General features: G+C 67.6%; 12 protein-coding genes. 6 read left to right on the top strand and 6 right to left on the bottom strand.

The features are described 5' to 3' along the window. Nucleotides 1-12 precede the first annotated feature (12 nt). The 3 genes from groL to SNE35_RS05590 all read right to left on the bottom strand — a co-directional run bounded on the left by groL (nucleotide 13) and on the right by SNE35_RS05590 (nucleotide 3,076). Complete coding sequence (gene groL, locus SNE35_RS05600; RefSeq protein ID WP_320421880.1) at nucleotides 13-1,662, bottom strand: chaperonin GroEL; 1,650 nt, start codon at nucleotides 1,660-1,662, stop codon at nucleotides 13-15. A 183-nt stretch (nucleotides 1,663-1,845) separates the two neighbouring features. Continuing rightward, nucleotides 1,846-2,136, bottom strand: a complete 291-nt coding sequence (locus SNE35_RS05595; RefSeq protein WP_320421879.1) for a co-chaperone GroES — start codon at nucleotides 2,134-2,136, stop codon at nucleotides 1,846-1,848. A 187-nt stretch (nucleotides 2,137-2,323) separates the two neighbouring features. Beyond that, a complete protein-coding gene (locus SNE35_RS05590) occupies nucleotides 2,324-3,076 on the bottom strand; it encodes an FTR1 family protein (RefSeq protein ID WP_320421878.1) in 753 nt (250 codons plus the stop codon). Between the two features lie 114 nt (nucleotides 3,077-3,190). On the opposite strand from SNE35_RS05590, the gene SNE35_RS05585 reads away from it, so the two are divergent. Beyond that, a complete protein-coding gene (locus SNE35_RS05585) occupies nucleotides 3,191-3,529 on the top strand; it encodes a hypothetical protein (RefSeq protein ID WP_320421877.1) in 339 nt (112 codons plus the stop codon). A 3-nt stretch (nucleotides 3,530-3,532) separates the two neighbouring features. Here SNE35_RS05585 and SNE35_RS05580 read toward each other — a convergent pair whose 3' ends face one another. Beyond that, the gene (locus tag SNE35_RS05580) at nucleotides 3,533-3,970 is read right to left on the bottom strand and encodes a transcriptional repressor (protein ID WP_320422360.1); all 438 of its coding nucleotides are present in this window, start codon (nucleotides 3,968-3,970) and stop codon (nucleotides 3,533-3,535) included. A 57-nt stretch (nucleotides 3,971-4,027) separates the two neighbouring features. Continuing rightward, on the bottom strand, nucleotides 4,028-6,226 hold the full coding sequence (locus tag SNE35_RS05575) for a TonB-dependent receptor (protein WP_320421876.1): 2,199 nt from the start codon (nucleotides 6,224-6,226) through the stop codon (nucleotides 4,028-4,030). A gap of 226 nt (nucleotides 6,227-6,452) precedes the next feature. On the opposite strand from SNE35_RS05575, the gene SNE35_RS05570 reads away from it, so the two are divergent. The 3 genes from SNE35_RS05570 to SNE35_RS05560 are packed head-to-tail and all read left to right on the top strand — an operon-like array spanning nucleotide 6,453 to nucleotide 12,009. After that, on the top strand, nucleotides 6,453-7,811 hold the full coding sequence (locus SNE35_RS05570) for a TolC family outer membrane protein (RefSeq protein ID WP_320421875.1): 1,359 nt from the start codon (nucleotides 6,453-6,455) through the stop codon (nucleotides 7,809-7,811). Continuing rightward, a complete protein-coding gene (locus tag SNE35_RS05565; protein ID WP_320421874.1) occupies nucleotides 7,808-8,944 on the top strand; it encodes an efflux RND transporter periplasmic adaptor subunit in 1,137 nt (378 codons plus the stop codon). Before SNE35_RS05570 ends, SNE35_RS05565 begins: the two co-directional genes overlap by 4 nt. Continuing rightward, a complete protein-coding gene (locus SNE35_RS05560) occupies nucleotides 8,941-12,009 on the top strand; it encodes an efflux RND transporter permease subunit (protein ID WP_320421873.1) in 3,069 nt (1,022 codons plus the stop codon). The genes SNE35_RS05565 and SNE35_RS05560 overlap by 4 nt, the downstream gene beginning before the upstream one ends. Before the next feature lies 1 nt (nucleotide 12,010). Here the strand turns inward: SNE35_RS05560 and SNE35_RS05555 are convergent, their stop codons facing one another. Beyond that, a complete protein-coding gene (locus tag SNE35_RS05555; RefSeq protein WP_320421872.1) occupies nucleotides 12,011-12,454 on the bottom strand; it encodes an EamA family transporter in 444 nt (147 codons plus the stop codon). Between the two features lie 98 nt (nucleotides 12,455-12,552). Here SNE35_RS05555 and SNE35_RS05550 point away from each other — a divergent pair, with 98 nt between their 5' ends. Together SNE35_RS05550 and SNE35_RS05545 are read left to right on the top strand one after the other, a co-directional pair. Then, a complete protein-coding gene (locus SNE35_RS05550; protein ID WP_320421871.1) occupies nucleotides 12,553-13,308 on the top strand; it encodes a COG4705 family protein in 756 nt (251 codons plus the stop codon). Nucleotides 13,309-13,319: 11 nt separating this feature from the next. Beyond that, nucleotides 13,320-13,718: a hypothetical protein gene (locus SNE35_RS05545; RefSeq protein ID WP_431312711.1), complete on the top strand. Its 399-nt coding sequence runs from the start codon at nucleotides 13,320-13,322 to the stop codon at nucleotides 13,716-13,718. Nucleotides 13,719-13,768 lie beyond the last annotated feature (50 nt).

The raw sequence follows: 13,768 nt of genomic DNA, 5'->3' as shown, positions 1-13,768 counted from the left end.
CGGCGCAGGCAATTACATGCCCATGTCGCCCATGCCACCCATGCCGCCCATGCCACCGGGCATGCCGCCGGCAGCGGCTTCTTCCTTCGGAGCCTCGGCGATCATCGCCTCGGTCGTCAGCATCAGCGAAGCGACGGAAGCGGCGTTCTGCAGGGCAGTGCGCGTCACCTTCGTCGGGTCCAGGATGCCCATCTCGATCATGTCGCCGTAGGTGTCGTTGGCGGCATTGAAGCCGTAGTTGCCCGAACCACCCAGCACGGCGTTCACGACGACGGAGGCTTCGCCACCGGCGTTGTAGACGATCTCGCGCAGCGGGGCTTCGATGGCCTTCAGGACCAGCTTGATGCCGGCGTCCTGGTCGGCGTTGTCGCCCTTGATGGTGCCAGCAGCTTGCTTGGCGCGCAGCAGAGCCACGCCACCACCGGCCACGATGCCTTCTTCAACGGCTGCGCGCGTGGCGTGCAGCGCGTCTTCGACGCGGGCCTTCTTTTCCTTCATTTCGACTTCGGTGGCAGCGCCGACCTTGATCACGGCAACACCGCCGGCCAGCTTGGCCACGCGCTCTTGCAGCTTCTCGCGGTCGTAGTCGCTCGTGGCTTCCTCGATCTGGATGCGCACTTGCTTGACGCGGGCTTCGATGTCGGCAGCAGCACCGGCGCCATCGATGATGGTGGTGTTTTCCTTGCCCACTTCGACGCGCTTGGCCTGGCCCAGGTCGGCCAGCGTGACCTTCTCCAGCGTCAGGCCGACTTCTTCGGCGATGACCTTGCCGCCCGTCAGGATGGCGATGTCTTCCAGCATGGCCTTGCGACGATCGCCGAAGCCCGGAGCCTTGACGGCGACGACCTTCAGGATGCCGCGGATCGTGTTGACGACCAGGGTCGCCAGCGCTTCGCCGTCGACTTCTTCGGCAATGATCAGCAGCGGACGGCCGGCCTTGGCCACGGCTTCCAGCGTGGGCAGCAGGTCACGGATGTTGCTGATCTTCTTGTCGTACAGCAGCACGAACGGGTTGTCGAGCAGAGCGGACTGCTTTTCCGGCGTGTTGATGAAGTACGGCGACAGGTAGCCGCGGTCGAACTGCATGCCTTCGACGACGTCCAGCTCGTTGTCCAGCGACTTGCCGTCTTCGACGGTGATGACGCCTTCCTTGCCGACCTTGTCCATCGCGTCGGCGATGATCTTGCCGATCGATTCGTCGCTGTTGGCGGAGATCGCGCCGACCTGGGCGATTTCCTTCGAGGTCGTCGTGGCCTTCGAAGCGGCCTTCAGCTGGGCGACCAGGGCCGTGACGGCCTTGTCGATACCGCGCTTCAGGTCCATCGGGTTCATGCCGGCGGCCACGTACTTCATGCCTTCGCGGACGATGGCTTGAGCCAGCACGGTCGCGGTGGTGGTGCCGTCACCGGCGTTGTCGCTGGTCTTGGAAGCGACTTCCTTGACCATCTGCGCGCCCATGTTCTGCAGCTTGTCCTTCAGCTCGACTTCCTTGGCCACGGACACGCCGTCCTTGGTCACCGTCGGGGCGCCGAACGAGCGCTCCAGCACCACGTTGCGGCCCTTGGGGCCCAGGGTCACCTTGACCGCGTTGGCCAGGATGTTCACGCCTTCGACCATGCGGGCACGGGCTTCGCCGCCGAAGATCACGTCTTTTGCTGCCATGTTCTTTTCTCCGAATTCAGTATGTGAGGTTGACCACGCTTTCCAGGCACGTCAGTGGTTGCCAAGGAAAGCGTAGCGAGCGGGTGCCAGGCAAGGCGGGCGGAGCGGAGGGACCGGAACGTACTTCTGTACGTGAGGATCCCGAGCACCGCACCAACGCCGCATGGCGCCCGCGCAGTAGCTTTACTTGGCGACCACTGCGAACAGGTCGTCTTCCTTCATGACCAGCAGCTCTTCGCCGTCGACCTTGACGGTCTGGCCCGAGTACTTGCCGAACAGCACGCGGTCACCGACGGCCACGTTCAGGGCGATGAAGGCGCCCTTGTCGTCACGCTTGCCCGGGCCGACGGCCAGGACTTCGCCCTGGTCCGGCTTCTCGGCGGCGGCGTCGGGGATGACGATGCCGGAGGCAGTCTTGGTTTCTTGTTCCAGACGCTTGACGATCACGCGGTCGTGCAGGGGACGCAGTTTCATGGATGGATCTCCTTGAGATTTCTCGGTGCCACAAGTGAAAAGCCTGCGGCGTCGCAGGCCTTCCCGGTATTCAAAGAGCCCGATTGGCTCGGGCTCCTGAGATATTAGCACTCGTGGGTGTTGAGTGCTAGCAGGCAAATTATAGGGGCGGCCGGTGACGGTTCAAGAGCCTTGCATCCACTGGGTATCAACGAATCGCCGACTCGCGCCACCACGCCCGGGCCACGGCGGCGCCGGGCAGCAGCATCAGCGTCATGCAGACGCCGACGTACCATCGCCCGCCTTCCAGGAAGGGCGTGGCGATGCTGCGGACCGCACTGCCTTGCGCGTCGTCGGCCGTCGCGATCGCGAGCCAACGACCCAAGCCACCCAGCAGCAGCTCGGTCGCCATCAAGGCAAGGATCAGGGTCGACAACTGGAATAGCAGCAGGAGATTCACGCGCGTGGCGATTTGGCGGTAGACCAGGGCCAGGCCCGCGGCGCAGCCGACACCCAGGGCTGCACCGGCCAGCGTCGCCGTGGTTCCGGCCACCGGCCAGGTGGCGTCGAGGAACAGGGACAACTCGACCGTTTCCCGACAGGCCGCGAATGCGGCGACGCCGATGATCGCCGCCGGCATGGCCGTGCGTTCGCCCCAGCGTTCAAGGGCGTCCTGGACCTTCGATTGCAGGCTTCGTACCGAAGACAGCATGCCGGTCGCCAGCATCAGGACCGTCGCGCCGATCGCGGCGGAGATCGCTGCGCGCGGCATCGCGTCCCACGACAGCTCGATCAGCCAGGTGGACAGCCCCACGCCGAGCAAGGCGCCGGAGATCATGCCCACGTGGACCTGCCGCAGCCGGTGCCGCTGATTCTCGTGACGGAGGTAGGCGCGCAGCCCCTCCGCGATCACCAGCAGTTCGGCGATCTCGCGAAGCGTCACCAGAAACGCATTGAACACGGCCTTTTCCTCGATTCACGATTGATGCAGAAACGATTCGCATTATCGACAAATTCAACCGGCGGGACGCGTGCGACACTCGCGCGGATTCGACGAGGACAGCTTGAGCCACGCATGAACGAGAAGGAAATTCAGGGTCTGATCGACCGGGCCATCGAGGATTTCAACGGCAACCTCAATGACCTGGGCAGCGCCATCGGCATGGTGATGCTGTCTCGTCGCTACGGCTGGCGCGTCGTGCTGCTGATCCACAGTCCGAACACCGTGCGCAAGTACCTGAAGATCCTCGGGCTCAAGAACCTGCGGGACGTGGCGCCCGAGGTCGGCGAACTGGCCCATCGCTCCAACGCATGGCGGCTGGTCGATGGCACGGCCAATTTCTGGAAGGTGGTTCGCGGCCAGATCAGCGGCGTGCGCAGCGCGCTGGTCGAGAAATCGGCGGACGAGCACTGAAGATCACCTCCGGCTGCGCCAGGCGGCACGGCACTCGGCGCGACAGCAGCAGCCGAACAAGGTGAGCGCGTGGCGGCGCAGCTCGAATCCGCGCATCGAGGCGATCTCGTTCCGGCGCCGCTCGATGGTCTCGTCGGCGAACTCTTCCACCGCGCCGCACATCAGGCAGACCATGTGATCGTGATGCCCGCGGTCGTCGAGTTCGTAGACGACTCTCGACCCTTTGAACTGATGCCGGGTGAGCAGGCCAACCTGCTCGAACTGCATCAGGATGCGGTGCACGGTGCTGAGGCCCAGGTCCGCATCCGGCTCGGACATCAGGTCCCGGAAAATCTCCTCCGCGCTCCAGTGGCGCTGGTGCGCCCGCTGGAAGAACCTGAGGATCCGGAGCCGGGCGCCCGTGACCCTCAGGCCGCTGGACCTGAACCGGGCTTCGAGAATTGAAGGCGGAGTCGCCTCAGACGACTCCGCCGATGCTTGCGACAACTCCTGCCGCGCTCAGTACTTGACGCTCATCATCACCTTGAACGCACGCGGCGAGCCCGGGGTGATGTTGTTGTCGCCGTTGGCGACGGCGTAGTACTTCTTGTCCGTCAGGTTCTCGACGTTCAGCTGAACCTTGTAGTTCGTGTTGATCGCATAGAACAGCGCCGCATCCACCCGGGTGTAGGCCGGCAGCACGACCGCGTTGGAGGTCGACGTGAAGCTGTCGCCGCGACGAATCACGCCCAGGCCGGCACCGAGGGACGAGTTGAAGTCGTAGCGGTTCCACAGCGAGAAGGTGTTCCTGGGCACGTTCTGCACCGTGGCACCGGCCAGCGCCGTGGCGGAAGCCGTGGCCTTCAGCTTGGCATCCTGGTAGGCGTAGCCCCCGTTGATGCTCCAGTCGCGGGTCACGTTGCCGCCGATGCCGAGTTCCACGCCGTAGGTGCGCGCACCGTCGACCAGTTGATCGGCGATGCCGGTTGCCGGGTTGGTGACGGCGACGTTCTTGCGGTCGAGCTTGTAGACGGCCAGGGTGGCGAGCAGGTCAGGCTTGATCTCCCACTTGGCGCCGAACTCCGTGTTGACGAACTTCTCGGGCTTGAGGCCCTGGTTCACGTTCGTCAGGCTGCTGAGCTGGTCGCCGCCGCGCGGGAAGGAGGCGATGCTGTAGTTGGCATACAGCGACAGGCTGGGCATCGCCTTGAAGAGGACGCCGGCGCGGGGAGAAAGAAGCTTGTCATCGCTGGACAGGTTGGCCGGCGCGGTGGCCGTCGGCGCCAGGATGCCCGTCGTGACGTTGTTGTGATAGCTGAGCTTGAAGCTGTCGTAGCGCAGGCCGGCAATCAGCTGCCACTGCGGCGACAGCTCGATCTGGTCCTGGGCGTAGAAGCCCGCGATCTTGGCCTTGCTCTTGCCATCGCGGTCGGCCGTGCTGCCGCCCAGCACGTAGGTGGTCGGCAGCGGGCCGTCCGGCGTGGCCAGCGGCACGTTGATTGACGTGACCGTGCCGTTGTTGAACTTGCCGGTCATGCGCAGGTAGTCGGTGTCCTGCTGGCCGAGTTCCATGCCCACCAGGATCTTGTGCTTCACCGAGCCGCTGACGACGTCGAAGGTCACGTCCGTCTGGTTGAAGAAGTTCTTGCGCCACTGGTGGTTGTTGTAGGCACTGATCGGCACCAGCGTGCCGGCGGCGTTGACCGCGCCGGCGTTGTAGTTCTGATAGAACTTGTCGTAGTCGGTGTAGCGCGTCTTGTTGGTGAGGTGGACGCCGCCGCCGAAGTCATGGTCGATGACGCCGGTCACCGCGTTCGACTTCAGGCGCGTCTGGCGGCCATCCGGGTTCGGGTCGCCGAAGAAGGCGTCCACCGGCAGATCCAGCGGGCGGCCGTTGCGCGAGGGAATGCCGCGATCGGTCGTCCGCTCGTCATTGAAGTGCTCGAAGCCCAGCACGATGCTGGTGTTCCTGTCGGCGCGGATGGCCACGGTCGGGTTGATGCCCGATCGCTTGAGGCTGAAGTCGCGCTGGTAGCCGCCCGAGTCTTCCGCCATGCCGGTGACGCGGAAGGCCACCGTGTCGTTCAAGGCCTGGCCCACGTCGGCCGTCAGGCGGCGATTCTTGTAGGAACCCAGAGTCAGGTCCGCAGCGCGCACGGTGCGCCAGTTCGCCTGCTTGGTCACGCGGTTGATCACGCCGCCCGAGCCGCCGCGGCCGAAGATCATCGCGTTCGGGCCGGTCAGGGCTTCCACGCGCTCGACGTTGTAGAGGTCGCGGTAGTACTCGACGTCGTCACGCACGCCATCGATGTAGAAGTCGCCGGAGGCGCTGTTGCTGCCGCGGAAGACGGGCGAGTCGCGATTGCCTTCGCCATTGGCCATGCCGATGCCCGGCACGTAGCGTGTGACGTCGGCCATGCTCTGCATGGCCTGGTCCTTGATCAGCGCTTCGGTGATCACGGTGACGGTCTGCGGCGTGTCCAGCAGCGCGGTGTCCGTCTTCACGGCGGAGCTGATGCTCTTGACCGTGTACTTGTCGTTCTCTGCGTCAGCGGACACGCGAACGGTCGGCAGTGTCTTGTTGTCGGGCGCAGCCGGAGCCGTCTGCGCGGCGGCCGGAGCGAGGTGCGCGAAGGCCGCGACGGCGATCAGCGCCTGAACTGCGGTGGATGTCGGGCGGGTAGGGAACGAAGTGTGCGGGGGGCGAATTGGGTTCACGGCGTATCGGAGGGTGAAGGAATATTGCTTGGGAAATGCGAATCGTTCTTAACGAAGGCGCGAATTTATGTGCGGAGAAGTAGTACTGTCAAGTTCTACTTTCGAGAGGCGATACGGATGCGTGGCGCAACTCCGACGGCGGATTGGCGTATGGCGACCGAGGCTCAGTCGCTGCTAAGGCGGGCCTCGTACGGTGCGGGCCCTTGCCTTCTCGTTCCTATCGCCGATGCCGATCCCCCACCTTGCGCTGCTCGTTGTGCTGTCGACCGGGCTGGTCGCGCCCGCGTCCGCTGTCGACCTGCTCGCGTCCTGGCGCGCCGCGCGCCTGCATGACGCCGGCCTGATGGCCGCCGACGCCGCGCTGCGCGTCGCGCTCGAAAAAATCCCCCAGGGCGATGCGCTGCTCGCGCCGCGCCTGGACCTGACGGCCAACGCCGGCCAGTCCGCGCAGCTGTACCGCCCGGGCGAGACGGTGGCCGCCCATCCGCCGAGCGGCCTGAACGGACAGGGTTACGGTGCCGACCTCGTCCTGACGAAGCCGCTCTACGACGCCGCCTCCAGCGCCGCCCGTGACCGCCTTCATCGCGAGGCCGAACAGGCGCGCCAGCAGTACGTCGCTTCGGTGCAGGACCTGATGCTGCGCGTCGCCCGCGCCTACTTCGACGTGCTGCTCGCCCGCGAGAACCTGACGCTGGCTACCGCGCAGGCCCAGGCCGTCGGCGAACAGCTCGCGCTGGCCCGCGAGAAGTACGCGCTCGGCCTCGCGCCGATCACCGACACCGACGATGCGCAGGCGCGGCACGACAGCCTGCTCGCCGCCGAGGTCACGAACGCGAACGACCTGGCCAACAAGTCCGATGCCTTCTCGGTGCTGACCGGACTGGACGCCGGCGACGTGGCTCCGCTCTCGGCCTCACTGCCCGTGCTTGCGCCCGAGCCCGCGGAACTGGCCCGCTGGCAGGACCAGGCCCTGCACGACAACACGACCTTGCGGCAGCTCGCGCTGGGCGTGTCCATCGCTGCCGGCCAGATCGACCAGTACAAGTGGCAGGGCGCGCCGGTCGTGTCGCTGAGCGCCAGCCTTGGCCGCCAGTACCAGGCGGGCAGCATCTCCACCTCCGGCGGACGCGATGTCACCAGCACCGGCGCCGTCGGCCTGCTGCTGACCATCCCGCTGCTGGACGGCCACCTGCGCCAGTCCCAACTCCGGCAGGCCTACGCGGCGCGGGAGCAGCAGCAGTACACCCTGGAGGCAGGGCAGCGCGAGATCGAGCGGGCGACGCGCCAGTACTTCACCGCGCTGCGCGACGGCGCCCATCGGGTCCGAGCGCTCGAGCGCGCGCGGGTTTCCGGCGAGTCGTCGATCCGTTCCAGCAAGCTCGGCCAGGAGGTCGGTGTGCGCACGGTGATCGACGTGCTCAACGCCGAGCAGAACTACTACCAGACGCTCTCCAGCCTGACCGCCGCGCGGGCCGACTACCTCTACAGCGAACTGCAGCTCGCGGCCGCCGCGGGCGCGCTCGACGAGACGGCGCTCGCTCACACCAATGCCGCGCTTGACGCCACCACCGGAGGCGCCCAATGAAGCGCGTGACATCACCCTGGATCCTCTTCGCCGGTGCCGTGCTGGCCGTCGGCGCCGTGGTGCTCATCGCTGCAATGGCCGGCTTTCCCTTGAGCCGGTCGGCGGATGCGTCCGTGCCGGCGGCCCGGCCCGCGCCCCTTGTCAGCGTCGTGAGGGCCGAGCAGCGCGACCTGGTTGTCAAGCTGGCGGCCCAGGGCCACGTCGTGGCACTGAACCAGGTGGACGTGCGGCCGCAGCTCGGCGGCACGATCCGCGGCGTGCACTTCCGCGAAGGCGACGAAGTGCGCGCGGGCCAGCAGCTCTTCACCATCGATGCCAGCGACGCCAGCGCCCAACTGATGCGCTCGGAGGCGAACTTCGCGCAGATCGAGGCGCAGGTGGATGACGCCGCGCGCGACCTCGGCCGCACGCGCCAGCTCGCCCAGTCGCGCTTCTACTCGACCAGCGCCGTCGACACCAGCGCCAGCAAGCTCGAATCGCTGCAGGCCCAGCTCAAGGCCGCGCAGGCCGACGTGGCGGCTTCCAAATTGCTGATGGAGCGCACCCGCATCGCCGCGCCGATGTCCGGCCTGACCGGCGCGCTGGCCGTGCACCCCGGCAGCCTGGCGCAGCCCGGCGCGACGGCGGCGCTGGTGACCGTGGTGCAGATCGACCCGATCGGCGTGGAGTTCACGCTGCCGGAGTCGCAGCTCGCGGGTCTGCTGGCCGCGCGCGCCGCGGGCAGCGTGCGGATCACGCTGCGCAATGCCGCGGGCACTGCGGGTATCTCGCAGCCGGGCACGCTGGTCTTCGTCAACAACACCGTCAACACCGACAGCGGCACCATCACGCTGAAGGCCTCGTTCCCGAACGCGGCTCGGACGCTCTGGCCCGGCGCATACGTGGAGCTGGAGGTCGATGCCGGCACCAGCCCCGGCGCCATCGTGCTGCCGCCGCAGGCGGTGCTGGATGGACCGCAGGGCCGCTTCGTGTTCGCGCTGGATCGCGAGGGCCGGGCGCAGGTGCACCCGGTCGAGCTGCTGCGCATCCAGGACCAGCTCGCCGTCGTGCAAGGCCTGAAAGGTGGCGAGCGCGTCGTCGCCGAGGGCGGGCAGGGCCTGAAGCCCGGCTCGGCGGTGAAGGTGGCGCCATGAAGCTGTCCGAACTCTGTCTGCAGCGCCCGATCGCGACCACGCTGTTCTGGCTCAGCGTGCTGGTCGCGGGCCTGGTGTGCTGGTCGCAGCTGCCGATCGCGGCGCTGCCCAAGTACGACACGCCGACGATCGAGGTCTCCGTCACGCTGCCCGGCGCGAGCCCGGAGAACATGGCCGGCTCCGTGGCCACGCCGCTGGAAAAACAGTTCTCCGCGCTGCCGAGCCTGGTGACGACGACCTCGTCGAGCATCCAGGGCGAGACCAAGATCCAGCTCGAGTTCGACGCCAGCCGCGACATCGATGCCGCTGCCGCCGACGTGCAGGCCGCGCTGTTCCGCGCCTCGCGCGCGCTGCCGGCCGAGCTGCCCGCGCCGCCGTCGTACAAGAAGGTCAATCCGGCGGACGCACCGATCCTGCTGATCGGCCTCAGCTCCCCGACGCTCGCGCTGTCCGACCTCAACGCCTACAGCGACAACCTGGTGATCCCCGCGCTGTCGGCCATCAACGGCGTGGCCCAGGTGGTCGTGACCGGCCAGAAGCGCTACGCGGTGCGCATCCAGGCGGACCCGGACCGGCTCGCTGCCGTGGACCTCACGCTCGGCGAGATCGCCACCGCGCTGAAGAACGCGAACTCCAACGCGCCGATCGGCCAGCTCGACAACCAGCGCCAGTTCCTCACCGTTCAGTTGCCGGGCAACCTGATGCGCGCCGCCGACTTCGCCCGCGTCGTGGTCGCGACGCGCGAGGGCCGCGTGATCCGGCTGGCCGACGTGGCGGACGTGAGCGACAGCATCGAGAACGTCCGCAACATGAGCGATATCGACGGCGAGCCGTCCATCCTGCTGCAGGTCCAGCGACAGCCCGATGCGAACACGGTGGCGGTTGTGGACCAGATCCGTGCGCTGCTGCCGAAGCTGCAGACGGCGATGCCGGCCTCCGTGGCGGTCAAGCTGCGCAGCGACCGCTCCACCTCGATCCGCGCGTCCATCCACGACGTGAACCTCACCATGCTGCTCACCGTGGCGCTGGTGGTGCTCGTGATGCTGATGTTCCTGCGGCGCCTGCCCGTCACGCTGATTCCGGCGCTGAGCGTGCCGCTGTCGCTGTTCGGCACCTTCGGGCTGATGGCCGCACTCGGCCTGAGCCTGAACAACATCTCGCTGATGGGGCTGACGATCGCCGTGGGCCTGGTGGTGGACGACGCGATCGTCGTGCTGGAGACGATCATGCGGCACATCGAGGAGGGCATGGCGCCGCGGCGCGCGGTGGTCGTCGGCGCGGGCGAGGTCGGCTTCACCGTGGTGTCGATCTCGCTGTCCCTGATCGCGGTGTTCATCCCGATCTTCTTCATGCCGGGCACGATCGGGCGGCTTTTCCACGAGTTCGCGATCGTCGTGTCCCTGGCCATCCTCGTCTCGGCCGCGGTGGCGCTGACCCTGATCCCGCTGATGGTGCCGCTGGTGATGAAGGCGCCGCACCGCGAGCCGGCCCGCTGGAGCCGCCTGTTCGAGGCCGCGTTCGACCGCAGCCTGGCGGGCTACGAACGTTGGCTTGACCGGGCACTGCGGCATCGCACGGCGATGCTGCTGCTCGGCGCCGCCATGTTCGCGCTGACGGTCGTGCTCTATCTCGCCTCGCCGAAGGGCTTCTTCCCGCGCGAGGATATCGGCCAGCTCAGCGCCAACGTGGACACGCCGCAGGACATGTCCTATGCCGGCCGGCTCGACGTGATGCGCCGGATCGAGAAGATCGTGCTGGCCGACCCGAGCGTGGCCTCGGCCGTGACCAAGGTCGACCACGACACCACGGCGCTCACGATCGACCTGAAGGACCGCAGCCAGCGCCCGCCGCTCGACACGGTGCTGGCGCAACTGCGCAAGGAGACGCGCATCCTGCCGAGCATCCAGGTCTACTTCAGCCCGGTGCAGAACCTGCGCGTGGGCGGCCGCGCGTCCAAGAGCACCTACCAGTACACGCTGCAGTCGGTCGGGTCGAATGCGCTCGACTCGTGGGCCGACAAGCTCGTCGCCGCGCTGCGCGCCCGGCCCGAGGTGTTCGTCGGCGTCAACAGCGACCTGCAGAAAGACGGCCTGGAGGCGCGGCTGCAGATCGATCGCGACAAGGCATCGCAGCTCGGCATCGACGCGGCTACGATCCGCAACACCCTGTACGGCGCCTTCGGCAGCCGCCAGGTGTCGACGATCTACGCGCCGGAGGACAGCTACCAGGTGATCCTGGAAGTGGCCGACCAGTACAAGCGCGACGAATCCGACCTGCTGCGCGTGGAGGTGCGCAGCGCCACCGGCAAGGCCGTGCCGCTGAGCGCCTTCGCCACCGTCACCCGCGCCCCGGGGGTGATCGCGATCAACCACCAGTCGCAGTTGCCGGCGGTGACCCTGTCCTTCGATCTGGTGCCGGGCAAATCGCTGTCCGACGCGGCCACCGCGATCGACGCGGCGATGAGCAGCCTGAAGATGCCCGAGACGATCTTCGGCGCCTTCAGCGGCCAGGCCGCGCTGTACCAGCAGTCGCAGACCTCGCAGCTCTGGCTGATCCTGATCGCGGTGGCCGTGATCTACGTGATCCTCGGCATGCTGTACGAGAGCTGGATCCATCCCCTCACGATCCTGCTGGGCATCCCGTCGGCCGCTGTGGGCGCGCTGCTGGCGCTGCGGATCTGCGGCATGGAGGTGAGCTTCATCGCGATGATCGGCGTGCTGCTGCTGATCGGCATCGTGAAGAAGAACGCGATCATGATGATCGACTTTGCCCTGGTGGCACGGCGCGAGGAGGGGCTGTCGGCGCTGGACGCGATCCGCAAGGCCTGCCTGCTGCGCTTCCGGCCGATCATGATGACGACGCTGTGCGCGCTGATGGGCGCGCTGCCGATCGCGTTCGGCGCCGGCGCAGGCGCCGAGCTGCGGCAGCCGCTGGGCGTGGCGATCGTTGGCGGCCTGCTGGTCTCGCAGGCGATCACGCTGTTCATCACGCCGGTGCTCTACCTCTGGCTCGACCGGTTCGGCGGCGCGCGCGAGCGCCAAGACGTTGTGCACGCCGCCACCTGAGTCAGCTTCCTTTGCGGGGCAGGGCGAGGAGCAGGACGCCGCCGGCGATCATCGCCAGGCCGCACCAGTCCCGCAGGCTGGGTCGTTCGCCGAGGAACCCGACGGAGAGGATCACCACGAGCACGACGCTGAGCTTGTCCACCGGCGCGACCAGCGAGGCCGGGCCCAGCTGCAGCGCCCGGAAGTAGCAGACCCAGGAGGCACCGGTCGCGACGGCGGAGAGCGCGAGGAACAGCAGCGTCCGCGGCGGCAGATCGACCGGGTTGCTCCACTTGCCGGTCGCCTTCACGAAGAGGGCCAGCAGGACGACGATCACCACCGTCCGGACCAGCGTGGCCATGTCGGAATCGACGCCCTGGATGCCGATCTTGGCAAGCACGGCGGTGGCCGCGGCGAAGCCGGCCGAGAGCAGGGCCCAGGAAAGCCATTGGGTGGATGCGAGCATGGAACTCCTTGGCAAGCCGGGCAGGTGCCGGCCCCTGGATTCTGCGCGCGGCCTGCCGCTACGGCTGGGCTAAGTCGGCGCGGCCAGCATGCGAAGCCATGAAAGCCCCAAGCATGCTCAACAAGGTGCCGGCGGTGACGCTCGGCTTCTGGATCATCAAGATCCTGTCCACCACGGTCGGCGAGACCGGCGCGGACTTCCTGGCCGTGAATGCCGAGCTGGGCCAGGCGCTCACCACCACGCTGATGGCGCTCGCGCTGGCCGTCATGCTCGCGGTGCAGATGAAGGCGCGGCGCTACGTGCCGTGGATCTACTGGCTGACGGTCGTGTTCGTGAGCATCGTCGGCACGCAGCTCACCGACCTGCTCACCGACGGCCTCGGCGTGAGCCTGTTCCTCAGCAGCGCGGTGTTCGCGCTGACCTTGGCGGCGATCTTCCTGGGCTGGCGCTGGCACGAGGGCACGCTGTCGATCCGCCACATCGACACGCGCAGTCGCGAGATCTTCTACTGGGCAGCGATCCTCTGCACCTTCGCGCTGGGCACCGCCGTGGGCGACCTGGCCACCGAAGCGCTGGGCCTGGGCTTCCAGCGCGGCATCGCGCTGTTCGGCGGCCTGATCGCCTTCTTCACCATCGTCGGCCTGGCCGGCGTGGATTCGGTGCTGTGCTTCTGGGGCGCCTACATCCTGACGCGCCCGCTCGGCGCCGCACTCGGCGACTACCTGACCCAGGCGCCGGCCTACGGCGGCCTCGGCCTCGGCGCGCTGCGCACCAGCGCACTCTTCCTCGCTGTCATCGCCATCCTGGTCGGTGCGGCCCAACGCGTGGCCGGCCGCTCGCCGGCATCAGCCTGACGGACATGTCCATGAAGACTGCCTCCCTCGCCCTCAGCCTGGTCCTCTCGGGGACCGCCATTGCCGCCGGCTGGCTCGTGCCGGCCAGCTTCTCGTTCATCGGTAGCGCCCATGCCGCGGCCTCACGGCTCGGCGACCTGTCCAGCTTCCGCACCATCGCGGCCGACGTGGCCGGCCGGGTCGACAAGGGCGACCTCGCCGGCGCCAAGGCCCGCATCAAGGACCTGGAAACGAGCTGGGACGCCGCCGAGGCCGGCCTGAAGCCGCGCGCCGCCGCCGACTGGCATCGCGCCGACAAGGCCATCGACCGCGCGCTGGAGGCACTGCGTGCCCGCAAGCCCGATGCGGCAGCCTGCAAGGCCGCGATGGACGAACTGCTGCAGACCTTCGACGGCCTTGCCGGCAAGTGATGGACCCAGGCGCGGCCCTGGCCGCGCCGAGATGATTGAACGCACGGGGA

It is taken from the genome of Roseateles agri, from assembly GCF_034043675.1.
Classification (GTDB): Bacteria; Pseudomonadota; Gammaproteobacteria; order Burkholderiales; family Burkholderiaceae_C; genus KK5.
This window is presented reverse-complemented; position numbering and strand designations above follow the sequence as displayed.

Coding starts and splice junctions, on each gene's coding strand:
- SNE35_RS05555 (WP_320421872.1), bottom strand. CDS start 12,454: ATGCTCGCATCCACCCAATGGCTTTCCTGGGCCCTGCTCTCGGCCGGC.
- SNE35_RS05545 (WP_431312711.1), top strand. CDS start 13,320: ATGAAGACTGCCTCCCTCGCCCTCAGCCTGGTCCTCTCGGGGACCGCC.
- SNE35_RS05550 (WP_320421871.1), top strand. CDS start 12,553: ATGAAAGCCCCAAGCATGCTCAACAAGGTGCCGGCGGTGACGCTCGGC.
- SNE35_RS05560 (WP_320421873.1), top strand. CDS start 8,941: ATGAAGCTGTCCGAACTCTGTCTGCAGCGCCCGATCGCGACCACGCTG.
- SNE35_RS05595 (WP_320421879.1), bottom strand. CDS start 2,136: ATGAAACTGCGTCCCCTGCACGACCGCGTGATCGTCAAGCGTCTGGAA.
- SNE35_RS05585 (WP_320421877.1), top strand. CDS start 3,191: ATGAACGAGAAGGAAATTCAGGGTCTGATCGACCGGGCCATCGAGGAT.
- SNE35_RS05570 (WP_320421875.1), top strand. CDS start 6,453: ATGCCGATCCCCCACCTTGCGCTGCTCGTTGTGCTGTCGACCGGGCTG.
- groL (WP_320421880.1), bottom strand. CDS start 1,662: ATGGCAGCAAAAGACGTGATCTTCGGCGGCGAAGCCCGTGCCCGCATG.
- SNE35_RS05565 (WP_320421874.1), top strand. CDS start 7,808: ATGAAGCGCGTGACATCACCCTGGATCCTCTTCGCCGGTGCCGTGCTG.